This is a genomic window from Tannerella sp. (genome assembly GCF_052170195.1).
Classification (GTDB): Bacteria; Bacteroidota; Bacteroidia; order Bacteroidales; family Tannerellaceae; genus Tannerella.
This window is the reverse complement of the sequence record NZ_JBQNAZ010000003.1, coordinates 1-24,988: the sequence shown is the minus strand read 5'-3', so window position 1 is coordinate 24,988 and position 24,988 is coordinate 1. Positions and strand designations below refer to the sequence as shown.

General features: G+C 46.6%; 19 protein-coding genes, 1 tRNA gene and 1 pseudogene. 6 read left to right on the top strand and 15 right to left on the bottom strand.

From position 1 onward, the window contains the following. Window positions 1-4: 4 nt before the first annotated feature. The gene (locus ACTTKA_RS01410; RefSeq protein ID WP_442723689.1) at window positions 5-589 is read left to right on the top strand and encodes an FKBP-type peptidyl-prolyl cis-trans isomerase; all 585 of its coding nucleotides are present in this window, start codon (window positions 5-7) and stop codon (window positions 587-589) included. A gap of 10 nt (window positions 590-599) precedes the next feature. On the opposite strand, the gene ACTTKA_RS01405 is transcribed toward ACTTKA_RS01410, so the two are convergent. The 5 genes and pseudogenes from ACTTKA_RS01405 to ACTTKA_RS01385 all read right to left on the bottom strand — a co-directional run bounded on the left by ACTTKA_RS01405 (window position 600) and on the right by ACTTKA_RS01385 (window position 8,679). Next, on the bottom strand, window positions 600-1,244 hold the full coding sequence (locus ACTTKA_RS01405; RefSeq protein WP_442723688.1) for a carbohydrate-binding family 9-like protein: 645 nt from the start codon (window positions 1,242-1,244) through the stop codon (window positions 600-602). A gap of 92 nt (window positions 1,245-1,336) precedes the next feature. Further along, on the bottom strand, window positions 1,337-2,977 hold the full coding sequence (locus ACTTKA_RS01400; protein ID WP_074453040.1) for a fumarate hydratase: 1,641 nt from the start codon (window positions 2,975-2,977) through the stop codon (window positions 1,337-1,339). A gap of 203 nt (window positions 2,978-3,180) precedes the next feature. Continuing rightward, window positions 3,181-3,616 (bottom strand): annotated as a pseudogene (locus tag ACTTKA_RS01395) (transposase); the annotation flags it as partial. A gap of 307 nt (window positions 3,617-3,923) precedes the next feature. Beyond that, window positions 3,924-4,832: an alpha/beta fold hydrolase gene (locus ACTTKA_RS01390; protein ID WP_442723687.1), complete on the bottom strand. Its 909-nt coding sequence runs from the start codon at window positions 4,830-4,832 to the stop codon at window positions 3,924-3,926. Between the two features lie 82 nt (window positions 4,833-4,914). Beyond that, window positions 4,915-8,679: a hypothetical protein gene (locus ACTTKA_RS01385; protein WP_442723686.1), complete on the bottom strand. Its 3,765-nt coding sequence runs from the start codon at window positions 8,677-8,679 to the stop codon at window positions 4,915-4,917. A 402-nt stretch (window positions 8,680-9,081) separates the two neighbouring features. Here ACTTKA_RS01385 and ACTTKA_RS01380 point away from each other — a divergent pair, with 402 nt between their 5' ends. Continuing rightward, entirely contained in the window at window positions 9,082-10,737 is a 1,656-nt protein-coding gene (locus ACTTKA_RS01380; protein ID WP_442723685.1) for a phospholipase D-like domain-containing protein, read from the top strand. A gap of 33 nt (window positions 10,738-10,770) precedes the next feature. Here the strand turns inward: ACTTKA_RS01380 and ACTTKA_RS01375 are convergent. Beyond that, a tRNA-Ala gene (locus ACTTKA_RS01375) sits at window positions 10,771-10,844 on the bottom strand. A 73-nt stretch (window positions 10,845-10,917) separates the two neighbouring features. Here ACTTKA_RS01375 and ACTTKA_RS01370 point away from each other — a divergent pair. After that, complete coding sequence (locus ACTTKA_RS01370; protein WP_442723684.1) at window positions 10,918-11,232, top strand: DUF4286 family protein; 315 nt, start codon at window positions 10,918-10,920, stop codon at window positions 11,230-11,232. Further along, window positions 11,229-11,810 (top strand): crossover junction endodeoxyribonuclease RuvC, encoded by a 582-nt coding sequence (ruvC, locus tag ACTTKA_RS01365; RefSeq protein WP_442723683.1) that lies wholly within the window; start codon window positions 11,229-11,231, stop codon window positions 11,808-11,810. Before ACTTKA_RS01370 ends, ruvC begins: the two co-directional genes overlap by 4 nt. Window positions 11,811-11,851: 41 nt before the next feature. Here the strand turns inward: ruvC and gdhA are convergent, their stop codons facing one another. Beyond that, entirely contained in the window at window positions 11,852-13,186 is a 1,335-nt protein-coding gene (gene gdhA, locus ACTTKA_RS01360) for an NADP-specific glutamate dehydrogenase (protein WP_442723682.1), read from the bottom strand. Window positions 13,187-13,296: 110 nt separating this feature from the next. Between gdhA and ACTTKA_RS01355 the strand changes: the two genes are divergently transcribed. Continuing rightward, window positions 13,297-16,254 (top strand): PEP/pyruvate-binding domain-containing protein, encoded by a 2,958-nt coding sequence (locus ACTTKA_RS01355; protein WP_442723681.1) that lies wholly within the window; start codon window positions 13,297-13,299, stop codon window positions 16,252-16,254. Window positions 16,255-16,577: 323 nt separating this feature from the next. Further along, window positions 16,578-17,780, top strand: coding sequence for an META domain-containing protein (locus ACTTKA_RS01350; RefSeq protein ID WP_442723680.1), 1,203 nt, complete (start codon window positions 16,578-16,580; stop codon window positions 17,778-17,780). 168 nt (window positions 17,781-17,948) lie between these two features. On the opposite strand, the gene ACTTKA_RS01345 is transcribed toward ACTTKA_RS01350, so the two are convergent. From ACTTKA_RS01345 to ACTTKA_RS01310, 8 genes are all read right to left on the bottom strand, one after another. Then, window positions 17,949-18,182 (bottom strand): hypothetical protein, encoded by a 234-nt coding sequence (locus tag ACTTKA_RS01345; RefSeq protein WP_442713024.1) that lies wholly within the window; start codon window positions 18,180-18,182, stop codon window positions 17,949-17,951. A 22-nt stretch (window positions 18,183-18,204) separates the two neighbouring features. Then, on the bottom strand, window positions 18,205-18,414 hold the full coding sequence (locus ACTTKA_RS01340; protein WP_442713023.1) for a carboxypeptidase-like regulatory domain-containing protein: 210 nt from the start codon (window positions 18,412-18,414) through the stop codon (window positions 18,205-18,207). Between the two features lie 596 nt (window positions 18,415-19,010). Next, complete coding sequence (locus ACTTKA_RS01335) at window positions 19,011-19,181, bottom strand: class IIb bacteriocin, lactobin A/cerein 7B family (protein ID WP_442713022.1); 171 nt, start codon at window positions 19,179-19,181, stop codon at window positions 19,011-19,013. Window positions 19,182-19,198: 17 nt separating this feature from the next. Further along, window positions 19,199-19,393 (bottom strand): class IIb bacteriocin, lactobin A/cerein 7B family, encoded by a 195-nt coding sequence (locus tag ACTTKA_RS01330; protein WP_442713021.1) that lies wholly within the window; start codon window positions 19,391-19,393, stop codon window positions 19,199-19,201. 67 nt (window positions 19,394-19,460) lie between these two features. After that, on the bottom strand, window positions 19,461-19,799 hold the full coding sequence (locus tag ACTTKA_RS01325; protein ID WP_442713020.1) for a helix-turn-helix domain-containing protein: 339 nt from the start codon (window positions 19,797-19,799) through the stop codon (window positions 19,461-19,463). A gap of 23 nt (window positions 19,800-19,822) precedes the next feature. Next, entirely contained in the window at window positions 19,823-21,130 is a 1,308-nt protein-coding gene (locus tag ACTTKA_RS01320; protein WP_442723679.1) for a TolC family protein, read from the bottom strand. After that, on the bottom strand, window positions 21,127-23,286 hold the full coding sequence (locus tag ACTTKA_RS01315; RefSeq protein WP_442723678.1) for a peptidase domain-containing ABC transporter: 2,160 nt from the start codon (window positions 23,284-23,286) through the stop codon (window positions 21,127-21,129). The genes ACTTKA_RS01320 and ACTTKA_RS01315 overlap by 4 nt, the downstream gene beginning before the upstream one ends. Window positions 23,287-23,298: 12 nt before the next feature. Beyond that, on the bottom strand, window positions 23,299-24,456 hold the full coding sequence (locus ACTTKA_RS01310; RefSeq protein WP_442723677.1) for an HlyD family secretion protein: 1,158 nt from the start codon (window positions 24,454-24,456) through the stop codon (window positions 23,299-23,301). Between the last annotated feature and the right edge of the window lie 532 nt (window positions 24,457-24,988).

Below are 24,988 nucleotides of genomic sequence, written 5' to 3'. Positions count from 1 at the left end.
AAAAATGAAGAAAAACGTTTTCTGTCTGATCACACTATTTGCGGTGCTGTTCGCCGCGGTAAGCTGCGACAAAAAGGACGATGATGAGGCCGGTCAGGCATGGAAGCTCGCCAATGAGCAGGCGTTCAATGCCATCAAAAATAATCCGGCATACACCGAGTTCAAGTCGCCCGGTAACGAAGGAAGTATATACTACAAAGTTCTCAGGAAAGGGACCGGCACGAAGCCCATCTTTTACACCAGCACCGTGAAGGTGTATTCGAAAGGGTGGTTTGTGGTTGACTCGAAGGAACATGGCATCACCAACGGCATGATGTTTCAGAAATGGCTTGCGGAAGACGGCATACCGGCAACGCTAAAGGTATCCGAACTCCTCTCGAAAAATGGTGCCACTGTTTCGTTTAAAGGGATACAGGCCGCATTGCAGAAGATGAAAGAAGGTGATAAATGGGAAATATGGGTACCCTACCAGTTAGGCGGAGGAAAAAGTAAAGCGTCGACCTTGACCATTGGTTCCACTCCACTCCATCTTATTCCCGCTTATTCGACATTAGTCTTCGAAATCGAAGTCGTGGAAGTCATACAGTAGTAGTTGCGCTTTAAAAGCGCAACTCACCAAAGTGCTCGGGACAGTGATAGTCCGGTGACGGCAGCTCTATCGGACTCCAAGTGACGTAATGCGGGTTTTCCGTACTGTCCGCACATTTGTAGAAGTTACCCCGTATGCTTTCGGGCAGATGGGCGGCGTCAAGCCCCATCAATTCAAATGGAATAGCGACCGTCACTTCCCACGTATAAACACCTTTCTTTTCTTCAAAAGTCTCCCGGTTTACGGTTGTATAACGGCGTATTTTCCGGTATTCGTCATCGGTGAGCGGGGTGCGGTCATGGCGTCCTGCTCCGCGTGCCGCCAGACACGTGCCGATACAGTTAAATTCAAAATTCGTATAGAACAAGTCGTCATTACGACGCATAAAAAACTCGACGCAACTGTCGGGGTGTACGTACTGTCCGTCCCGACCGGCTACAGCCCGAAGCGATCGTCCGTGCACGAAATAATGGAGATATAATTCTTTGTCGCCACGTGCGATATCGAACGCCACAATCGGTTTATACGGAAATTCGGGCCAATTGATCGTGTCGAGGCTTTGGCGTAAGGCGACAGTTTCCATCGCAGCCGTTACGCTCTTCAAATCCATGCCGTCCAATTCGGGGCAATACGGTACGTTCAATGTTTTCATCATCAGGATGTAGTTTCGTAAGATGTGTGTATGACATGAAAAAAGAGGGAATGACGCGCTAACGCCGGCTCACTCCCTCTCCCATTAAATGCTTGTTATTTGCAGGCGCAAGACGGTTTCAGTTGTTTGAAGAAATCGTTGCCTTTATTGTCGACCAGAATAAACGCCGGGAAATCTTCGACTTCGATTCTCCAGATTGCTTCCATGCCGAGTTCGGGATATTCGAGGCATTCGACCTTCTTGATACTTTCGAGCGCGAGTACCGCCGCCGGTCCGCCGATGCTGCCGAGGTAGAAGCCGCCGTATTTCTTGCAGGCGTCGGTCACCTGCTGACTGCGGTTTCCTTTGGCGATCATCACCATGCTTCCGCCGTGAGACTGGAAGAGATCGACGTATGAGTCCATACGTCCGGCCGTCGTCGGGCCGAATGAGCCGGACGACATGCCTTTGGGCGTCTTCGCCGGTCCGGCGTAGTAGATCGGGTGATCTTTGATATACTGCGGCAGCCCTTCTCCCTTGTCGATGCGCTCTTTGAGCTTGGCGTGCGCAATATCTCGCCCGACAATGATGGTGCCGGAAAGCGACAGGCGTGTCGAAACGGGGTATTTATCGAGCTGTTCGAGGATTTCCGCCATCGGCCGGTTCAGGTCGATCTTTACCGCGTTGCCTTCGCCGGCTTGACGCAGCGACTCGGGGATAAGACGTCCGGGATGATCGTCGAGTTTCTCGATCCAGATACCGTCTTGATTGATCTTAGCCTTGATGTTGCGGTCGGCCGAGCACGAAACCCCCATTCCCACGGGACATGACGCGCCGTGACGCGGCAAGCGGATGATGCGAATATCGTGAGCGAAATATTTCCCGCCGAACTGTGCGCCAAGACCTATTTTACAGGATTCTTCGAGCACCTTCTTCTCTAATTCGATGTCGCGGAAGGCGCGGCCGCCTTCGTTGCCCGTTGTCGGGAGGTTGTCGTAGTAATGCGTCGAAGCGAGTTTAACGGTCAGAAGGTTCTTTTCGGCCGATGTTCCGCCGATGACGAACGCGATATGGTAAGGCGGGCAGGCGGCCGTACCGAGCGTCTTCATCTTTTCGACGAGGAAAGGTACGAGCGTGTCCGGGTTCAGCAAGGCTTTCGTTTCCTGATACAGGTAGGTCTTATTCGCCGAGCCTCCTCCTTTGGTGACACAGAGGAAATGATATTCCATCCCTTCGGTGGCTTCGATATCGATTTGCGCGGGCAGGTTGCACTTCGTATTCACCTCGTCGTACATGGTCAGGGGAGCATTCTGCGAGTAGCGGAGGTTTTCTTCCGTATACGTCTTGAACACGCCTTTCGAGAGCGCTTCCTCGTCGCAAAAGCCTGTCCATACCTGCTGTCCTTTCTCGCCGTGGATGATGGCTGTTCCCGTATCCTGACAAAGCGGGAGTTGTCCCTTACACGACACCTCGGCGTTGCGCAGGAAGGTCAGGGCAACGAACTTGTCGTTATCGCTCGCCTCGGGATCGGTTAAGATTTTTGCGACCTGCTCGTTGTGTTCGCGCCGCAACAGAAACGAGACGTCGCGGAATGCCTGATTAGCCAAAAGGGTCAATGCTTCCGGCTCGATCTTGAGGATTGGATGTCCTTCAAACTCGCTGACCGAGATATGGTCTTTCGTCAGCAGATAATACTCCGTCGTGTCTTTCCCCAGCGGGAACGGCGGCTGATACTTGAATTCAGGTGTTGTTGCCATAATTTTATGCTCTGATTTTTACGTTAAATCGACATCAATAAATTTCCTGCCCACAAAGATACATATAAGATTGAGAATGGAAAACGGTTAGCCGCGATATTTTCAGCCGTTGGATCTTGCCGTCGTTACCGATGATTTACCAGACGAAAAACCTCGTTGTTGTACAACAACGGCGTCAAACATGTGTTTAACGTGAGTTCGATCTAAGCGGTCATCCATCTTGAGTCATCCATAAGCTCTTGATAGAGGTTTATGGATGCTTTCTTCTCAAAGAAAGAGTAAGCTACCAAACCAGATAACATATTTGTAATGAAGTTGTCAAAACTTCGATGCCGTGTGTGTTCTATCTGGCAGATGTTTTTCAGATCGTCATTAACAGTTTCAATAAGAGCGCGTTTTCGAAGCATGATTTTATCGTGCATAAGCATCAGAGCGTTCTTCATGTTCTTCTTTATCTTGGTTACCGGATGTACGCCGTTAATAAAAAGTTGTTTGAACAGATCTTTGGAAATGTAGCCTTTATCCTCAAAAAGTTTTCCGAAGATGCGCCCTCTGAAAGTCCATGGATTTGAGCGGTTCTCTGTCGTCTACGTTTCCGGGAGTAAGTATAAAATTCAAGATATCGCCTTTATCGTTAATGAAATAAATTTCTGTAATTTTATGTTCCAACTTTTTTGACCCTTTTCTTACATCGAACTCACGTGGGATACAATTAGCAAAAAAAGAGCAAAAGGATATAGAAATCCTCGTAACTTTATAAAAATGACTTATTTCACTTGTGGGAAACTAAAGTTTGATTACCCACAATATTTCATACAGAACCGGAAATTCTCAGCACAATAATTTGCATTTCTCCATAGAATATGTTATTTGATTACGGCGCAGAACTACGGTAATCGGATGTGCTGTATATTGATGTAGGATAAGAAATGAGGATTTTCGAAATTCAATGAGCATCCGTTATGTCGCGTAGCAGAAAGTCATTTATGGAAGCCATGACTTCACGTGTATGTTCACTGTTTTTAAACAGCCCGCAATGGCCGTCGAGGTGGGTTAAGTTCGACATTTCAAGGAATGGGATGATTTTACGGGCGCGTTTCATGACTTCTTCGCCCGGAAATAAATAATCGGATTTATCGGCAACCAGACCTACTGGCGCACGAAACTTATGTAAATCTTTCTTCCGGAGCTCTTTCCAATCCCCTTTGGCAACCTTTGCGTGCAGAAAGAGCATTTTAGTCATTTCGATCAGATCGTCGTGTTCGAACGAAAGTACCGGTGCCAGGTTTCTTTTTAACATCTCCTCCGTTAGTTGTTTTTCTTCCTTGTCTGCCATACGTATGAGTTTCTCAATTTTTGACGAAGCTCCTTTTGTAAAGCCGGCCGGCTGAACGAGGAGAAGACGCCGGATACACAGCACGGCCTCCTTACAAAGTTGTAATACGATATTGGCTCCGAATGAGTAGCCTAATACCGGACATTCCCGAATCCCCAGTGTATCCATCACTTGAAAAGCCCACTGTCCGTATTCGCCTTTCGATGCGTCAAGTTGTCGCTCGGCACTAAACCCTATACCTCCGGGCACATCCGGCACAACCATACGTATGTGTTCTAAATCCAATCCTTCGATAAAAGGGCGCATCGCCAACGGGTTCGTGACCCATGCTCCTCCGAAACACAAGACGGGCATGCCGGCCGGAGAACCGTAATACATGACATGCGTATCGCCAAAACTTGTTTCCACCATCTGTTCCGACAAGGGAACGTCCAATGCCAGCAAATGTTTACGATATAAATCGTGAAGCAACCGTCTGCCTTCAGCTGATTTATATACTTCTGTGTTGTTTTTTCTCATTACAGATTCTAATATAAACTGTGTCACGGAAAGACAAGGTATGGACGTCTTTTCCGTGACACAGCATCTTTATTTGTCGGTTTTATTTAACAACGACTTTCTGTACCATCTGATCAATCTTAACGATATATAATCCTCTCGGAAGCGGGAGTGTGATCTCGCCCGCCAAAAGTTGCTGACGGTGAGAGAGTGTTCCCATTACGGTGTAGATCTGTACCATGACAGGTCGATCTGTCCGAATATGCACACAATCTTTGCCTGCCCATACAGCCGCATATTCCTGGATCAACTGGTTTGCCGTAGGCTTGACACCGGAGAGTTGGACATTCAGAGGCTCCGTTACATAGCGGAACACAACGGTCATGCTACCGTCAGGGTTCTTTGTTTTCTTCATTCCGCCTTCTTTGTCCTGCCATTTGGAACCTGTCGTGATTTCCAACTCGTCAAGAGTATATCCTTCGTCCGGTGTAATCGTCATCGTAAAATCTTGTTTTGAGTTTACCGAATGAATACCTTTCCCGGGTTTTGTTTTCGCATGCTCGTATTCATTTATGATAATGCCATGACTTAATTGAATAGGAGGCATTCCACTCGGAATAAATTCGTATGCTCCGATATCCACCCGGCTATCGTATATACGGTCATGTCCTGCCAAATCTTTCGATAACCCCGCTTTGATAACCGGTGAATTCCAGCCTGCATCGTAAACCACACTCCGTGCGTCTCTCAGGCGGTAGTTACCTGTAACCATCGAGCCGTTCTTGTTAAATCCGGATTTAACAAAATACGGTTCACCGGAAATGTTTTTCTCGGCATCTGTTCCCAATAAGTTCCAGGCATTCGAAATATCTGCTCCTTCGATTAAACAGAAGCGGTATTCAGTGCCAACACCCATATTCACAATATTGGGTAACATCTGCTCTGCCGTCGTACGATTGTCATGAATGATCGTATTTATTACCTGAACACCGGAGGTTTGAGCGTTATACATACCAGCACCGGATTCTGTCGCATGATTTCCGGAGATCGTTACATTCAGTAATCCCGTTTTCCCGCCTTCGTTATAGAGTCCGGCACCTCGCCGAGCTGTGTTACCGCTGATCTCGGTATTCATAAATAACGGACTTCCTGTTGCACATGTTCCGCGTGACAGGGTATATACACCGCCACCTTCGTGTGTGGCCGCATTGCCACGGATGGCACAATTGACAATGGTCGGTGACCCGTTGTCGTTAAAGATACCGGCACCTTGTTTAGCCATACCTCCGGTGATAATGAAACCGTCCCAGCGTGCACCGCGACTGACTCCACATCCTCCTTCGGGATAAGAGCGGTTTCCATTGATCCGGATAACAGAAGAGTCTTTTCCTTGTAATGTTGTCGGATGATTCACAAAATTACGCTCCTCAATCGCCGACTCTGTACCAGCAAAGCCTCCGTAGACTTCGACACTGTCATAAGCCATCACATACGATCCGCCCGCAGGTGTATAAACGCCTTCAGCCACCCATATTCGGTCACCCTTGCCGGCAACTGCCAGAGCCGTATCCAGATTCAGGAAGGCATCTTTCCATGAAAGGCCGGTCTGTAGTCCGGATGTTGATCGCTTATTCACGAAAAAGTCGATTGTTTTTCCTTGTACGGCGATTGTTCTTTTCGCAGTCATTTCGCACCGCATCGTGTCACCCGGAGCATAACTGATTCCCTTTTCAAAGATTTTCAATTCGATCTGTTTTTGGCCGATGGTTGCCCAAGTGACGCTCGGAGCAGCAGCCGTTGATGAGGCCGGTACTCCTTCGGCGAATGTCCACGTATATCCAGAGATGGACGATGAAGCATTTTTAACGGAAAAAGTCTGTGGTACATTGATCTTGGCCAGCTTGCCCAAAGGAGTACGGAGAATTGTAATCATATCCGGGTCGTAGCATCCGAGAATGAGCTTCTGTGCTGTAGGAGTAGAAGAAAGTCCTCTGACAACGGATTTGATAGAGTGCGTGAATTTGTCGGCATAAGAAGATGCGTCGGCCAGTGTATAGGTCTTTCCGTCTATGGTTGCCGTTCCGGGCACGACGACAATTCGTCCGTAAGGAGCGTCATGTTGTGTGTCGGTATTGATCCTGAATATCCGTTCCGGTTCACTGACGAGCGTAATAAATTTATTGCGTAGCGGGTCTCCGTTCGGAGCAGGATTTAATGTATCCTTTTCTAAAAAGATTTCATCTATTATGTGCGCTGTACCACTGAGATTAAAGACAGAAGCCGTTCCACCGTTCTTGTCGGCTGCCATGAATATGCCGTTACCCACAGGCGCTTTATTGTTATGTATCGCTGCACGTCCAAGAATGTTTACCTCCGGGGTATTTGTTGCGTGCGAGCCGATAAAGAGTCCTCCGCCTTTTTGAGTTGCCTGATTACCGGTGATTTCGCCACCGGTCATATAAAGCACAGTTTGATTATTGACACCGACGCCGGCTGCAATCGGTGCCTTATTGTGGGCGATCCGTCCTCCGGAGATACGGATGGTATCGGTCAATCCGGAAGCATGAATTCCCCCACCTCCTTTTACAGACGTATTATAGCCAATTTCGCCGGAACGGATATGTACCGTCGCGTGTGAAGCCATGGCAATACCGCCTTGTGTCGTTTTCGCAGCATTATGGTTGATACGTCCACCGTCCATGTATAGTAATGCCTGAGCGGTCGATGTACCCGACAGGGCGATACCTCCACCGGTCATTTCGGCCTGATTGTTACGGATGGCAGCATTTTCTTGCAGATAAATCCAACCCGATTTATTTAAGACTCCTCCGGCAGACCTTTTCGACCGGTTATTGTAAATACTTGTATTGTCTTTCATGCGAAGCGTAGAACTGATTCCACCACTGGCGCTATTGCTCGTCAAGCATACACCTCCTCCAGCGGTAGTCGCTTCGTTATCGTGCACAGTTGAGTTTCCGTTCATCTCGACGGTAGCTTGTGTGTACGCCATCATTCCACCTCCACTTCTCGATGCGCAGTGATGGATTGAAGCGCTTTCGTTCATCGTCACTTTGTTTTCGCGCTGCGTGATTCCCCCACCGACATTCTTGCTGTAACAACCATAGATGGAGGCATTACCATTCATCACAACATGTGAACCGTGTCCGCTGAAAATACCGCCTGCATCGTTATCATCAACTTTTGACATACATCCCGCAATGGTGGAATGGCCGTTCATCGTAACCACCGAGTTGGGGCCTGTGCTACAGATGGCTCCGGCCACAGTTCCGGAAGCTGCTCCGGAGGGATAATAAGAGCATAATCGAATAAGTGATCCGTTGTTGAGTGTTAATATTCCGGAGTTTCGGATACCGGCACAATCTCCCGAACCGGTGTTGTGATTATTCTGTAATACCGCACCATCGTTAAGTGTTAGCGTAGCGCCCGCATTTACAAGAATGAGTGGATTGTCGGCCATAAGGCCGCTGTTTGTCCGCGTCGTATCGGCGTGTACTGTCAGTGCTTGCTGATCCCATATAGCACCTCCGTCAAGTATAATGCTTTCCATGATGAAAGTAGCATCATTTTGCACGGTGATCAAATGCGTGAGAAGAGCGGCGCTACGTTTGAGTGTAAAGATCCCTCCCGCGCTTTTCAATACGATGTGCTGGCCGCTGTTTACGGTTACAGCCGTTGTCATGCTGTGATTCGTTGTGGCTTCGATGGTAGTGGGAATTCCCGTTGTGGGAACGGCAGCCACGGCCGCACTCAATGTCGAGTAGTCCGTCGTTCCAATGCGAAACTGCGCTTGTGCAGCGTAAACTACCCCCAGGCAGAGAGCAAGGATTCCAAGTAATTTTGTTTTCATGTCCTTAATTAATATAAAGAGTTTAACTGATTTGCAAATCGGAGACATTATGAATTCACCACAAAATTAGATTTAAATTATGAGAGAAAAAAATATTTTTCAAAAAAAACTATGCGTTCAATATTATTCTACATATTTTAGCTGTATAATCTAAATATACAAAGCATAAATCTGTTGTAAGATAGATCGCCCCCCTTACTACCGAAACACATGATTATAAACCGGATAACTTGAAAAATGATTGAGATATGTCGGAAGAATTGCTGTTGATTTTTACCTATTTTTTTTGCCTTTAAAAATTCAGATTAAACGAAGGTCAGATCATTTATTTTTTTATACCTTTACAGCGAAAAAGGCTGAATACGATATTTTGAAGAAAATCACCAGATAAAAAAGATTCTTATGAGAGCACAAAGAAAAAAAGGAGGGCTGAAGGTACATGCCGTATCCGGAAGCCATGTGGTTTTGCTGGGCATTCATTTGCCCGAAGAGGAGTGCGAGGGGTTGCTTGGCTTTTCGGTTTTGCGGGAAGACCATACCGAGGGCGAGAGGTATTATCTGAAAGCGTCGAAAGTTTTTGAGGAGACCGACCCGAAGCTCAAACCCGGCACGCAGTATTCCACGCACAAGTTTCCCATTCAGAGTTTCCAGTGGGCCGACTATTCGGCCAAGCCGGGGTATGCTTACACCTACGAGGTGTCTGCCCTGAAGGGGACGCCGGCCAATTTAACGGTCTATGCCACCGTGCAGGTGGCAATACGTACCGAGAAAGAGGAGGACGTGGGGCACAATGTCTTTTTCAACAGAGGGTCGGCCGCCTCGCAGGAATATGTGCGGCGATTCGGCGATGTGTCGCCGAAGGATGTGCCGGACAACCGGGCGTTCGAATGGCTCTCGCGTGGGGCCTACGAAGCGCTGGTGGGTTTTGTGGAGTCGTGCGGGCCGGAGCACAGCCTGCAGATTGCGGCCTACGAGTTTCATTACCGGCCTTTTCTCGAAGTGATCGGGAAAGCGATGGAGCGGGGAGTGGATGTGCGGATTGTTTACGACGGGCGGAAGGAGTATCCGCGCCTGATCAATGAAGCGGCCATCCGCGAGACAGGGCTTACCTCCTGTTGCACGCCCCGCCTCAACGGCAAATCCTGCATCTCGCACAATAAATTCATCCTGAAGCTCGAAAGAGGCCGTCCGGTGTCGGTATGGACAGGCGGGATGAATTTTTCGGAAGGAGGTATTTTCGGACATTCCAACGTGGCGCATGTCGTCAACAATCCCGCCATTGCCGAGCGGTACGCACGCTATTGGGAGGCGTTGCAAAGCGATCCCGAGAATGGGCCGATGAAGAAACGGGTGGAAGAGATCACGCCGACGTTCGCTTTGCCGCTCCGGGAGGAGGAAACGGTGGTCTTCAGCCCGCGCACCGGCCTGGAGGTACTGGAGAATTATGCCGGTATGGCACGGTCGGCCAGGCATGCGTTGTTTATGACGTTCGCTTTCGGGATGAACGAAGAGTTCAAGAAGGTGTATCAGGCCGCGCGCACGCCATTGCGGTATGCACTTATGGAGAAAGCGTGCATGGCCGGGAAAGACCGGGAGAAATTCGAAAGAGAGAAGAAGGAGATCGAAGCGATCCGGCGTAAGAAAGAAAATGTGTTCGCCATCGGCAATACGATCCGTACGAATTGTTTCGACGGATGGCTCCGGGAGCGGCTCACGGGATTGAACTCCAACGTGAAATACATCCACAACAAGTTCATGCTCATCGATCCGCTGGGCAGAAACCCCATCGTGGTTACCGGTTCGGCCAATTTCAGTGTCGCCTCCACGAAGAACAACGACGAGAATATGGTGATCGTTCGCGGCAACCGGAGGGTGGCCGACATCTATCTGGGCGAATACATGAGGCTGTTCAGCCACTACTCGTTCCGCGAATCGCTGCAATGGCGCGACCCTCTCGAAAAACCGAAATACCTGAGAACCGACGACTGGTGGAAAGACTATTTCCGGGACAATGCACGGGGAGCACGGAGAAAATATTTCGCTCAGGTCAGCGAATAAAAAAAGGAAGAATATGTTTCTTCCCCCAAGAGGTGGAGTATAGCGGACTCGAACCGCTCACCTCGACACTGCCAGTGTCGCGCTCTAGCCAGATGAGCTAATACCCCCTCGAATTATTTCACGGCAAAGGTAACGTTTTTTTCAACAATAGCGCTACCTTTGACGGGAAATTTACGGACTATGCTTGTTTTTTATACGACATTTCATCTCTCACACAGAAAATATGAAGAAGGGCTTGCTTATTTACGGACGGTTTACATCCCGGCGGCAACGCGCAGCGGTCAACTCCAATCGCCGCGTTTGCAGCGAGTCGTTCATGAGGTGGAAGGTGCGGAAGGAGTCAGTGTGTCGGTGCAGTTCGGAGTAAGCGATGAAAAGACGTTACAAGCCTGGATGTGTGACGAGGGGGCAGCGTTACATCAGGAGCTTGTCGCCCGATTCGAACATGAGATGGCGGGATTCTCGACTGTACTCGAAGAACTTGATTTGATATGAAAGGAGCGGGAACGACGACTTTAGAACGGATTATTCTCGGGATTGACCCGGGGACGATCGTTATGGGATATGGCGTACTTTCCATCAATGGGCGAAAAGCAGCCCTCGAAACGATGGGCGTGTTGAAGTTAGACCGTTATGAAGATCACTATGTACGTCTGCGCCGCATTTATGAACGTGTCATTTCGCTGATCGACCAATATCATCCTGACGAGATGGCGATCGAAGCGCCTTTTTTCGGGAAGAATATACAAAGTATGTTGAAGCTGGGGCGTGCACAGGGAACTGCCATTGCCGCAGCGTTAAATCGTGACGTGCCGATATTCGAGTATGCGCCGTTGAAGATTAAGATGGCCATCACCGGTAACGGACAGGCGGCGAAAGAGCAGGTGGCCGGCATGTTGCAGCATATCCTCCGTATTCCCGACGAATGTATGCTTCCGCAACTTGATGCGACGGATGGGCTGGCCGCAGCCTATTGTCACTATTTGCAAACCAACCGGCCCATGCCCGAAAAAGCATACACCGGTTGGAAAGATTTCATTGCTAAAAATCCCGGCAAGGTGCGGGGAAAATAAACGGTTGTGTCCTTTTCCGCCGCAATCGCCGGATGTAACTGTTATACCACGCCTTGCGCCATCATCGCGCGAGCTACTTTCATAAACCCTGCAATATTTGCTCCTTTCACGTAGTTGATATATTTGCCTTCGCGACCGTGGAGCACGCACTGTTCGTGGATGCTGCTCATGATCTGATGCAGTTTTTCGTCTACTTCCGATGCCGGCCAGGAGATATGCATGGCATTCTGGGTCATTTCCAGCCCCGATGTAGCCACACCACCTGCATTCACCGCTTTACCCGGAGCAAACAGACGGTTGTTATGCAGGAACAGATCGACTGCTTCGGCCGTACAACCCATGTTCGAAATCTCGGCCACGCAAAGCGTATCGTTGTCGATCAGGGCGCGTGCGTCTTCAGCACCCAACTCGTTCTGTGTAGCACACGGCAATGCAACATCAACCTTCTGCTCCCACGGACGTTTGCCTGCAAAGAACGTCGCTTCCTTAAATTGGTCGGCATAAGGAGCAACGATGTCATTTCCGGAAGCACGCAACTCGAGCATATAATCGATTTTCTTACCGGAGATACCTGCCGGATCGTAGATATAGCCGTCAGGGCCGGAGATCGTCACAACTTTTGCACCCAACTCCGTTGCTTTTGTGGCAGCGCCCCAAGCTACGTTACCGAAACCGGAAATCGCGACTGTTTTGCCTTGAATATCGTGTCCGTGCTCACGCAACATTTGATGTACGAAATAAAGTCCGCCGAAACCGGTAGCTTCAGGACGCAGGATCGATCCTCCGAATTCCATGCCCTTACCGGTCATCGTTCCCGTATTCTCACGAGCTAATTTTTTGTACATGCCATAGAGGTAGCCTACTTCGCGTGCACCTACGCCAATGTCACCTGCCGGAACATCCGTATCCGGGCCGATGTTACGCCAAAGCTCCAGCATAAATGCCTGGCAGAAACGCATTACTTCGGCATCACTGCGTCCGCGGAAAGCAAAATCCGCACCCCCTTTTCCACCTCCCATGGGAAGGGTGGTCAAAGCGTTTTTGAATGTCTGCTCGAAACCGAGGAATTTCAGGATCGAGAGGTTTACTGACGGATGAAAACGCAGTCCGCCTTTATACGGGCCGATCGCATTATTAAACTGCACACGGTAACCGAGGTTGACATGTACTTCGCCCTGATCGTCGACCCAGGGCACACGGAATGTAAAAATACGGTCGGGTTCTACTAACCGTTCGATGATTTTTGCTTTCTCAAATTCCGGATGTTGGTTGTAAACATCTTCAATCGAAATAAGCACTTCTTTGACAGCCTGCAAGTATTCCTTCTCTCCGGGATGCTTGGCTTCCAATGATAATAAGATTTCTTCGGTCTTCATGTTTTTTTTATTTTTAAAAGTCCACAAATGTAAGGAGTTTTTACGGTATACCAAATATTTTTCTTTAATTTTGGCGGGCTATCCTGCAACACGCAGGGAAACCTGATTGTATGAGTAAAATAAAGGACTTTCAAAAAGTTGCATTCAAGGATGTTTCGTTTGCAAACCTGATGAATAAGCGTATATATAATGTACTGCTGATTGCAACGGAATACGATACGTTTATGCTCGAAGATGACGGGCGGGTAGACGAGCAGATTTTTAATGAATACATGTCGCTAAGCCTGCGTTATCCACCTCGGTTCACACAGGTTTCGACCGAAGAAGAGGCGTTGCGGGAGCTGGCCAATCGGACATTCGAACTGATCATTTTCATGCCGAATATGATGGAAGCCGATATCTTCGGAGCACCGAAAGAGATTAAGCAACAGTTTCCATCCATTCCGATTGTGGTCTTAACGCCTTTTTCGAAAGAAGTGACAAGGCGTGTGGCGAATGAAGATTTAAGCGTTATCGATTACGTCTTTAGCTGGCTGGGTAATTCGGATCTGCTTCTGGCTATCATCAAACTGATTGAAGATAAAATGAATGTGCCGGACGATACGGCCAGTGTAGGGGTACAGATCATCCTGCTGGTCGAAGACTCCATACGTTTCTATTCTTCGGCACTGCCGCATCTTTACAAATTCGTATTGGAACAAAGTCAGGAATTTGCCAAAGAAGCACTCAATGATCATCAGCGGACGCTTCGGATGCGCGGAAGACCAAAAATCAAGCTGGCACGTACATACGAAGAAGCGATCGCTATATATGACCGGTATCGCGAACATATTCTCGGTATCGTCTCCGACATGAACTTTACCCGTGAAGGAAAGAAAGATGCGCTGGCAGGATATCGTTTCGGGCAATATGTGCGTGAAACAGGGCCGGTGACGCCGATTATCATGGAGTCGTCCGAGTCGAGCAATCGCGAATATGCCCGAAAGCTGGGCGCTTCATTTATCGATAAGAACTCCAAGAGCTATCCGCAGGATCTGCGCGAAAAGATTATGCGACGTTTCGGTTTTGGTGATTTCGTCATTCTGGAACCCGAAACGAAAGAGGAGATTATGCGTATCAAAGACCTGAAAGGATTACAGCATCAGATTTTCAATATTCCGGAACACTCGCTTCGATATCATCTCTCGCGCAATCACTTTTCACGCTTTTTCTATTCGCGCGCGATGTTCCCGCCGGCAGAGCTGCTGAAACATATTGATGTGACCATGTGCACGGACTTGAACGATGCCCGGCAGCTTATTTTCGATGTCATCGTACAGTATCGGCAGATGAAGAATTCCGGTGTCGTCGCTGTTTATCAGAAAGAACGGTTTGACGAGTACAGTAACTTTGCACGCATCGGTGAAGGATCACTGGGAGGTAAAGGGCGCGGACTGGCTTTTATCGGTGCGATGATCAAACGCTATCCGATGCTGGATCAGGAGAACTTTCCGGTCAACATCCCTAAAACGGTCGTTCTCTGTACCGATATTTTCGATGAGTTTATGGAAACGAACTGTCTGTATCCACTGGCATTGAGTGATATCAGCGACGAGGAGATGCTCAGCCGTTTCTTGGAGGCCGAGCTTCCAAAGAGGCTGGTCGACGATCTGATGGCCTTCTTCGAAGTGGTGAAGCGCCCGATCGCGGTTCGTTCGTCGAGTTTGCTCGAAGATGCCCATTACCAGCCGTTCGCAGGTGTCTATTCGACGTATATGGTGCCTAATATGGACAATAAAAACGAGATGCTGCGGGCGGTGAGCGATGCTGTCAAAGGGGTTTATGCGTCTGTGTTTTATCGCGACAGTAAGGCTTATATGACGGCTACAAGCAACTTGATCGATCAGGAAAAAATGGCCGTCGTGCTTCAGGAGGTTGTCGGTGTACGGTTTAACGACCGTCTCTATCCGCTGATCAGCGGAGTGGCACGTTCCCTGAACTTTTATCCCATTGGCAAGGAGAAGGCCGAAGACGGTATTGCCAACATTGCTTTGGGATTGGGTAAATACATTGTCGACGGTGGCGTTACGCTGCGTTTTTCACCTCGTCATCCTCGCAATATCTTGCAGATGAGTACGACCGAATTTGCCTTGAAGGAGACGCAGACCCATTTTCTGGCATTGGATATGAAGAATATGCCAACCCGTTTTTCGGTCGACGACTCGTTCAATTTGATGCGTCTCGGAGTTAAAGATGCCGATGAAGATGGGGCATTAAAGTTTATTTCCTCGACATACGAACCTCATGATCATATTATTCGTGATGGTTATTACCCCGGAGGACGGAAAATCTTGTCGTTTGCGAATATTCTGCAACATGACATGTTCCCGCTGGCTAAAACGCTTGACACTTTACTTCAGATCGGTCAGAAAGAAATGGGACGTCCGGTCGAGATTGAATTTGCGGTCAATATTCATCCGCAAAAACGCGATCGTGCATCGTTTTATCTGCTGCAAATCCGCCCGATCGTCGATCAAAAAGAAATGATTGACGAAGATCTGAAGCGCGTGGATCCGAACGATACGATTCTCTGGTCGCCCAACTCACTGGGACACGGCATCTCGAATGATGTACACGATGTGCTGTACGTTAAGACCGCATCTTTCGATTCGTCCCGGACGCAAACGATTGCAGCAGAAATCGAGGCGATCAATCGTGAATTTTCCGGTAGAGGTTGTTACTATGTGTTGGTCGGTCCCGGTCGATGGGGTAGTCATGACCCGTGGCTCGGTGTTCCGGTAAAATGGCCGCATATCAGTCATGCACGCGTGATTGTGGAGTATAGTTTGGATCATTACCGGATTGACCCGAGTCAGGGGACGCACTTTTTCCAGAACTTGACGTCGTGCGGTGCAGGCTATTTTACGATTCATCCTTCGTTTGGCGGAGGTACGTTCGATGAAGCGTTTCTGAATGCGCAACCGGCTTTACGGGAGACGGAGTATCTGCGGCTTGTACATTTCGAGCATCCGATAACGATCAAAATAGACGGCCGCCAAGGGTTAGGCGTCGTGATGAAACCGATTTAAATCTCATTGTTTCCGACTCACGATGTTTTTTTCATTATCAGACAGAAGGTACTTGGAAATAAAAATGGACTATCATTGTTTACACAACACCTAAACATTTCTCCCTGTTTTCTGGACATAAAAAAACAGGCAAAATATTTGCCTATTATCAAAAACCGTTTATATCTTTGCAGTATCTCATAAAAAACACAAAGCTATGGAAATAACAGCCTACACTCCACCCGACAAGCCGATGCGCCTCGCAAACCGCACCGGAGGCACAGCGTAAAAGAGATATCCGGAATACGGAAAGCGAAGATCAAATTCTAAAACCGAAAAAAAATATGAAAGCAAAAATCATTTTATGGATAGGTGCCCTGCTTTTGATAATGGTAGGGATGATGGGGTGTGAGAAAGCGGGAGAAATTGCTTCGGACGATGATACAAACCTGCAACAACAAGGTCAACCCAATGCGAATCAGTCGGAAGAAGATCCGGTGATACCGACAGCATTGATCGGCTCTTGGAAACTGGCAGGTTTTGTGCGCACGACAGATAATGCGTTCGAAGAGATAGCATCCAAAGATTGTGCGAAGTGTTATACCATTACGTTTCTGAAAGACGGAACATTTTCAGGATATACTTCGGCAAACGAGGTCAGAGGCAGATATAAGGTGGATGAGACGTTGCGTATTGTCAAATGGGAGGGGACATCCGCAAATGAACAACCTGAAGGGAAGAAATATGTGAGTGCTATGCATGACATTTCTCGTATCGATTTTATGGGCGATCTGTTAAAACTGTATTACGATAACAGTCAGAACCAGCTGCTTTTTTATCGGAAGAAGAATGAGACATTGCCGGTTATCCCTTCGGAGCTGATCGGCTCATGGAAGTTGGAAGGTTTTGGCGATACGGAAACCAATGCGTTTCGAGAAGCCGATCCAAAAGATTGTACAGTCTGCTATACGCTTATCTTCCTTCGGAATGGAATGTTGACAGGGAAAAGCTCTACAAATGAAATGATGGGAGAATATGTGATAAACGAACAGAATATAAAGATTCGTTTTGGAGGGACTAAAAAGAACGAACTCTTTGATGGTGGAAAATATGTAGAGGCAGTCAATAAGATTCATCGCTTCGAAATAGTCTCCCAAAAGCTCAAGTTATATTATAACGGTGGCAAGAATTATTTACGGTTTAAGAGAACAGTGCAATTCACCGGCACCCGGTGGGAGCTGGCCGGAATAGTAGATGCAAAGACCGGGAAAATCACTCCCCTTGCACCGAAAGGCTGCTATTGGTTTAAATTTATTTCCGAGACAAAAGCAAAAGGTGGGTCAGTATTGAATATTATGGCAGTAAATCTTACATCACCTCCTTTTTTTAATATAGAGACAGAAATTGGAGATAGCCATAACGGTGATGCTGCGTTATTCTATCGTATCATAAGAACACTCGAATCGTACACATGGGAAGAGAATGAGTTGAAATTTTTCTACGACAATAAACGGTACTATTTACTTTACAAATGCTCGAATTTATGAAAAACAGCGCATAACTGCTGAAAGGTCCGTAAGTCAACTGATTTTTGTGACTAACATCTTGCTGATCGTTCAACACTTTTACATAGTCAAAAAGTCCTATACCGCTTATACGTCGGCGTCCTTTGCCGAAATTGAAATTGCAATTTTTAACTAAAAACGTCCGATCCTTCATCTTTCGCCGGTATGATTTATCTGCTCTATGGCTGCTTCTTCGGCATACAACAGCGAGTCGGTTGCCGAGTCATTCATCTCGGCACGATAAAATATGTTTGTCAGAAATTCGGTTTGCGGATAGTTTTGCGGGATTTTCTCAATAGCTTTTTGCAACAGCTCGCGAGCCGAAAGATTCGTAACGATGACTTCGTTCAGTGGTACATCGGCGGGAACTAATCGAATGGACAAAGTATACCTATCTTGCGCTATGTTATGGGTATGGCCTGCGTTTCGTACACGATGCGGTCAGCGTATCGCCTGTTTCTGGCAGCCGGAGCCGGAATTGCCCGTCGGAGTTCGTAACGGTTCCTCTTTTCGCCTTTTTGAAGAAAAGGTTCACATTCGGCAATGGCCGGTTATGCTCATCTGCGACGCTCCCCGTAATGACCGAACGAGGTTGACCGCACAGCAGCGTCGGCACGAGAAAAAGCGCCCAAAGAACAGCCCGTAATCGTTTGGGAAGAATGGTAGAAAGTAAAACACGATTTGTAGTGAAATTCTATTGAGAAAGAACATCTTAACTTAATACATTGTTTTGTTACTGGATTTGTTAATATAGAGAAAGTCTCTTCATTCCAAAACAGCAAACAATTTGGTTTGATATGTTTTATAGTAGAGAAGAGAATCTGATAATTTACCAGACTCTCTATCTCTTAGCTAAGATATCCTATGACCCTAAAACTGCCACCGCATTTTTTTAATTTTTTACAAAATGCAACCTGTTTTCTTCAGCAGATCCAATTGCTTTTTTATATCCTAATCAGAGCATCTGAATTATACAGAAAGCTTATTTGACGTTATCACAATTGTTACTATTCCTTTTTCTTCTCTTAAATACCCAGAAAGGGATTAAACAAAAGACTTGAAATAACACATAGATTGGCAATAGGTCAGTTTGCTTCGTTATGAAAATCGCTCTGTAAATTAAATATGCCAAAAAGATCGAGGTAATAGCCGCTAATATTTTTACAAAATAATGTCTCGGGTATTTTTTCTTAACTATCTCCATACATTTTGTTATTTTGCACGTTTCCCATGATAGTATCCTAGATAGTAAGCTCCCGCACATGCTGCACCAAAAACTGTCGCCGCTGCTGCCACTATAGCTATCACGATACCTCCTTCTATGGAGGACATTTCCTCTTCATCTAACGGATGAAATAGAACATTTTGCTTCATTTTTTCCATAATCTCTGTTATTATCCTTATCTTGCGTTTCTACCAGCATCATATCCGGCCTCATATGCACCAATAATACAATTTGCCAACATTCTGGCTGCTTTTTCTTGAAAAAATAATTGAGCCCCCCAGGCAATCAACAAACTGCCTCCATTCACTTCTTCCATCTCTTGAGCATTAAGCTCTACTACTCCGTAAGTAGTCAATTCTGAATTTTTCATTGTTTTAAAGTTTTAAATTTAGAAAATAAAGTTTTTTTTGCAATCTCACGAATTGTGTACCATTCGTTTAATCACAACACAAAAGTATATCGCTTCGGTGCAATAAAATTGCACTCGGTATTTTTTTGATAAAAAATCCTCCGGAAATCCGCCTCTGCTCTTTTTCGTCAAGGGGGCAGCATTTGATTACGATCTGCAGATCAAAGTCATTAGCATAAAAATACGTACACCGTATTCTGTCATATCGTATCTCTGCACCTAAATCCCTCAGTTCGTCCAACACATTGAAAAACTGTCGGCGACAAAGATGCAGGCGCTCGGCAAATTGCTGTGGGTCTCCCGTTGCCTCGCGCTGTATCAGACCGTGCATGCGTCTGGCTCTGTCGATGGTTTCAAATAATTGCATAATCATTCTTTTTTTCATTGTTTCTATCTGATGGCTTGGCCGGCATAAAAATCCAATATTTTTTTCCGCAAGGCAAATTCATATCTGGCTTGTGCCTGTTCGGAGCGGCTATTCGCCAGTTTCATTTTTGCTTCGTTATATTCGTATACGGTACTCTTTCCCGCTTGATATTTTTCTTTTGCATAGCGTAAAGCCTCACTGTTGGCCGCGACGGAGTGGCGGGTCGACTCGTAGCGCTCGTGTGCGGAGAGAGCATCGTACCACGTCTTTTGTATTTCCTTATACAGTGTTTTCAACGCGTTGTCTGCGGCAAGACGACTATCTTCCTGCTCTTTTTGCGCTGTGCGTAAGGCATTCCTGGTCGTCATCCGGTTAAATAGCGGAATACGGAGCGTGAGGTATACCGTTTGCTGCATATTGTTTTTAAACTGTATGTCTAATGGCGGATTATTGTCATTATTATGATAATATCCGCTGCTTATTTTTGCGGCCAATGCTAAGGACGGATAATAACCGGCTTTGGCTATGCGAATAGCGCTTTGGCTGCTCTCAACAGCTGTACGGGCGCTTTTGATCTCGGGCATAATCTGTTCCGATACGGCAAAGATTTCATCCGGAGATACGGCCAAAGGCATGAGTGTATCGAGTGCAACAGGCACGATGTCGAAACCGGCGGTATCGCGCAGCTCAAGTAACTGAAGCAAATTGATCATGGAGAGGCGAAGTGTATTCGCTGCTTTGACCGATGCTAATTCGTCATTTGCCAACTGTGCCTTGACAGTCAACACTTGTGATTCCGCTACTTTACCATGTGTAGCCAGCACCCGTGTCATTTCTTCCTGTTCGCGCGTCAATATGATCTGTTCGTCGGCTATCGCTGCAATCTCCTTATCGAGCAGAATCTGATAATAGCAGATGGTAACTTGCAACGTAATATCATTCCGTACTTTCTCTAATAATTCTCGATTTATTTTTAATTCTAACTTTTGCCGTGCGATCGAATGCATCGTTTTAAATCCGGAGAACAGCCCCACTTCTGTGGTCAAAGAAAATGAACTTGTTTGTGAGTTGACATCCGTATACGTATTATCACGGTTCAGCGAGCGCCCGAAATCAAATTGCTGTGTTCCGTTCAAATTCAGGTCCGGCAACCGGCTGTACTTTTCCGTCTCGACCCGAATGGCCTGCTTGTCCAACTTTACCTGTTGGCGTTTGATATCCACATTGGCATGCAGAGCTTGTTGTATGCATTCTCCTAATGTGTACGGAGCTTGCCCATACAGCAAATTCCCTGACAACAGGCACAATACAAGAAAAACCATGCTTTTCATACCATGCCGTATTGCTCGTTCCACAACTTTCGGTAAATACCGTCCTCATGTATCAATTGCTCATGCACACCATGCTGAACGACTCGACCCTCATCCAGCACAACGATCGCATCGGCATCTCTGACGGTGCTCAGTCGATGAGCAATCACAATAATCGTCTTTCCTCGTGTCGCCAGACTTTTCAAGGTCTGTTTTACAAATCTCTCCGAAACCGAATCGAGCGAAGAAGTCGCTTCATCAAATATTAAGATTTCCGGTTCTTTGTATAACGCACGTGCAATGGCCAGACGTTGCCGCTCTCCCCCGGAAAGCGATGCCCCATGCTCGCCGATATACGTCATATAATTCTGCGGTAATTTTTCAATAAACTCCTTTAAACCTAATTGCTCCGCCAAGTCGATGATTCGTTCCATATCCGGATACAAATCTCCGAGCGCGATATTTTCGGCAATACTTCCGGCAAATAATTCGATTTGCTGAGGAACAGTGCCAACGATCCTGCGTAAACTCTCGTTCGTAATTTGGGCAATATCGAACTCTCCGATGCGTATCTGTCCGTCTTGTATCGGATAGATATGCTGCATCAGTGAAATCAGCGTCGTTTTACCGGAGCCGCTTTCACCGATAACGGCTGTTGTCTTTCCTTTTTCTATTTTTAAATTTAACGACTCGAACACCTTCTTTCGGGAACCGTAACGAAAGGCTACATTCTCGAACGAAATATTGCCGATCATCTCCGGTGTCAGCGTGATTTTCTGACTATTGTCGCTTTCTCTCTCCAAATCCATAATCTGGAACAAGCGATCTGCCGCTATCAACGCATCTTGTATGGTTTGGTTCGACATGATCAGCGAAGAGATCGGAGACAACACATATCCCACTAATGAATAGAACAGCATCAGGGCGCCCGGAGTCAGCTCCTGATCGATTACCAGTACGCTGCCTGTCCACAATACGGCAATCGTCACTCCCGTAGAAATAAATTGAATACCGCCTTGTGCCATAATAGAGCCATAGATGCTGCGGAACGTATTTTTCAACAAATGGACGAAGCGCGTCTCAGTCTTCAGATTGGCATATTCTTCTATCCCGAACCGTTTAATGGTCGAAATGGAGTTAATCGATTCGACTAACTGCGATTCAAGATCGGCAGCGCTTTCCATAATGCGGCGCTGGTATTTACGGTTCAGTCGGTTGAATCCCCAGAACACAAGCAGGAACAGAGGGGCTGACAAGAGGGTAACTACGGCGAGCTTCCATGAATACACAAACATCAGACAGGAGGTGAAGAACAGGATCATCACGTTCACAGCCAGATCGAGCGAGACATTGTTGATAAAAGAGCGAATCTTTACGGCATCATTCACTCGCGATATGATTTCGCCTACGCGCATCGTATCGAAAAATTGCTGAGGGAGGGTCAACAGATGTTTATAATATCCGAGAATCAATGCGGCATCGATACGTTGACCGGTCTTTAAGGCCAGAATACTCTTCATCGCACCGATAAACGTTCTCAATAAAAGGATAGCAATCATGATTATTCCCATCAAATGCAACAGGTTCAAGTTCTTATCTACTAAGACATAGTCTGTAATCTTACCGACGTAGACCGCTGTAGAAAGTCCTAATATACTATACACAAGAGCTCCGAAAAGAGCTTGAAGCATGACGCTTTTATGTGGCGCAAGCAAAGCCATGAATTGAGAGATGATGCTCTTCTTCTCGTTTCCACGCCGGAAAGACTCTTCAGGCTCCATAATAACCATAACCTTTGTCCATTCTTTATTGAACTCCTCACGCGTTTTTTGATGCATGCGCCCGTCTCCGGGGTCCATATAGGTAACGTGTGTCTTCGTTACTTTATAGACTACGACATAATGTTGTAATTGTTCTTTGACAATAACATGAGCAATTGCCGGTTTGGGTACGATATCCAAGGCCTCCGGAAGCGCACGGACCCCCTTGGCCGATAGGCCGAGTTTATGCGCAGCTTGAGTAAGCCCAAGCACATTCGTTCCTTTTTTATCCGTGAAAGCATACTGCCGGATACGTGAAACGGGAAAACGTAATCCATGGTAAGCACAAACGGATGCCAGACAAGCCGCCCCACAGTCGGTTATATCATGCTGTTTAACTTTAATTCCTCTTTTCATTTGTTTTTATGTTTAACTGTTAGATACTTGTTTATACCGGGCAGGATTTACCCAATCATCCATCTTCTGGTAAAGCAGGTCGAACAGGGAGCGACGGGTAATCATAAAATGAGCACTGACGGTCATTCCTTTCTTTAACTTACCGGTTCGTCCGTTCTTCAGTTGCAGGTAGTCTCTGTCCATCCCGCATTTCACCTTATAAAAAGAATGACCTTGTTTATCCGTCATAAAATCCGATGATATATCTTTGACCGTACCACCGACCGTACCCCATTCGTTATAATTGAATGATTCTACTTGCACAATCACCGGCATGCCCAAACTCAGGTAACCGATATTTCTCGGTGTCACATACACTTCAAAATACAGTGTAGAGTCCGGACTTATCACGGCGAGGGATTCTCCGGCCCGTATGCTGCTGCCGCGATATATCCCGGAGAACTGATCCAATGTTCCGCTAACAGGACTCTTGACGAAATACATATCCTTATCTTTTATTTCCTGCCTCAGGGAAGTATACATCTCGTTATGCGAGTTGCGAAGGGTATTCAAATTTGCTTGCCATGTATTCATTTGATTTTCGATGAGTGAGGCCAACTCGTTCTGCTGACTTTTATAGCGGTAGAGATACTTATCGTATTCTTCTTCGGCAATGACTTTCTTTTCGAACAGGGATTTGTTGCGGAGATATTCTTTTTCCGCCTGATCCAACGAGGTCTCTAATTCTTTTTTTCGTTTGATATAATAATGGTATTCCTGTCTGCGTACAGGCGATTGAAAAGAGGAAGGACACGCGCCTCTTGCCAAATAGGTCAAATCGCTCAATTGTTCGGCATAATCGTTCAGGCGGTTCGATTGATAGGCTATCTTATAATCCGAACTGTTTGTACGGAATCGCAAAAGGATGTCGCCCTTTTTCACTTGTTCGCCCTCACGGACGTAGACGGAGTCGACTAATTCCGTTACAGGCGACTTGATCTCCGTCTTCTCCGCAACAGGCCGGATGACCCCCAACCCCTGTACCGATATATCTACGTAAATAAACGGCAGAGAAACTAACGCCACCGTCACAGCCGCCAATACGACCCAGTAAATTTTTTGAGACGTCGTCGTATGTTTATAGATATACGTCTCAATACTATTCTCAATAAACTCGTTCGATAACAACATAGCTTCTGTCTTTAAATTCTTACGACAAAAGTATATGGCGAACAACTGAAGCTATGTTATCATCATGTTATTTTTACGTTAACAAAGCAGAGGCTCCTCATAACCGATATCGATAAAGCAAAAAGAGAATATACCAAGGCATTACCTTTTGGCATATCCTCTTAAATTCTATGAGAATAAGAAAAATTAAAGGCGATGGGTAACCGTTAAAGAACAAATTAACGCATCAACCCCCACCCTTATTCTCCAAGCGACGCTGCCGTTTTCCTTCTTATGACACCGCTTCCTTTTAAGTATTCATACGTCTTTATCGGTTATAATATGCCGATTATAACATATTCATGCAAAAATCCATGCCGGCTTTAAAAGCGGCAACACTCTCGGGTAAATTGCGGATGATATCGTACAACACCCATATACCAAGGGCAGGGCTGACGCATTAAAAGGACTTTCTGTATATTTTTGTAGTCGTTAAATAAATAATCTGTTAGTTATGTATGATTCTTTATTTGAAAGCCTCTGCATGGTTCCG

Coding starts and splice junctions, on each gene's coding strand:
- ACTTKA_RS01410 (WP_442723689.1), top strand. CDS start 5: ATGAAGAAAAACGTTTTCTGTCTGATCACACTATTTGCGGTGCTGTTC.
- ACTTKA_RS01405 (WP_442723688.1), bottom strand. CDS start 1,244: ATGATGAAAACATTGAACGTACCGTATTGCCCCGAATTGGACGGCATG.
- ACTTKA_RS01400 (WP_074453040.1), bottom strand. CDS start 2,977: ATGGCAACAACACCTGAATTCAAGTATCAGCCGCCGTTCCCGCTGGGG.
- ACTTKA_RS01390 (WP_442723687.1), bottom strand. CDS start 4,832: ATGAGAAAAAACAACACAGAAGTATATAAATCAGCTGAAGGCAGACGG.
- ACTTKA_RS01385 (WP_442723686.1), bottom strand. CDS start 8,679: ATGAAAACAAAATTACTTGGAATCCTTGCTCTCTGCCTGGGGGTAGTT.
- ACTTKA_RS01380 (WP_442723685.1), top strand. CDS start 9,082: ATGAGAGCACAAAGAAAAAAAGGAGGGCTGAAGGTACATGCCGTATCC.
- ACTTKA_RS01370 (WP_442723684.1), top strand. CDS start 10,918: ATGCTTGTTTTTTATACGACATTTCATCTCTCACACAGAAAATATGAA.
- ruvC (WP_442723683.1), top strand. CDS start 11,229: ATGAAAGGAGCGGGAACGACGACTTTAGAACGGATTATTCTCGGGATT.
- gdhA (WP_442723682.1), bottom strand. CDS start 13,186: ATGAAGACCGAAGAAATCTTATTATCATTGGAAGCCAAGCATCCCGGA.
- ACTTKA_RS01355 (WP_442723681.1), top strand. CDS start 13,297: ATGAGTAAAATAAAGGACTTTCAAAAAGTTGCATTCAAGGATGTTTCG.
- ACTTKA_RS01350 (WP_442723680.1), top strand. CDS start 16,578: ATGAAAGCAAAAATCATTTTATGGATAGGTGCCCTGCTTTTGATAATG.
- ACTTKA_RS01335 (WP_442713022.1), bottom strand. CDS start 19,181: ATGGAAAAAATGAAGCAAAATGTTCTATTTCATCCGTTAGATGAAGAG.
- ACTTKA_RS01330 (WP_442713021.1), bottom strand. CDS start 19,393: ATGAAAAATTCAGAATTGACTACTTACGGAGTAGTAGAGCTTAATGCT.
- ACTTKA_RS01325 (WP_442713020.1), bottom strand. CDS start 19,799: ATGCAATTATTTGAAACCATCGACAGAGCCAGACGCATGCACGGTCTG.
- ACTTKA_RS01320 (WP_442723679.1), bottom strand. CDS start 21,130: ATGAAAAGCATGGTTTTTCTTGTATTGTGCCTGTTGTCAGGGAATTTG.
- ACTTKA_RS01315 (WP_442723678.1), bottom strand. CDS start 23,286: ATGAAAAGAGGAATTAAAGTTAAACAGCATGATATAACCGACTGTGGG.
- ACTTKA_RS01310 (WP_442723677.1), bottom strand. CDS start 24,456: ATGTTGTTATCGAACGAGTTTATTGAGAATAGTATTGAGACGTATATC.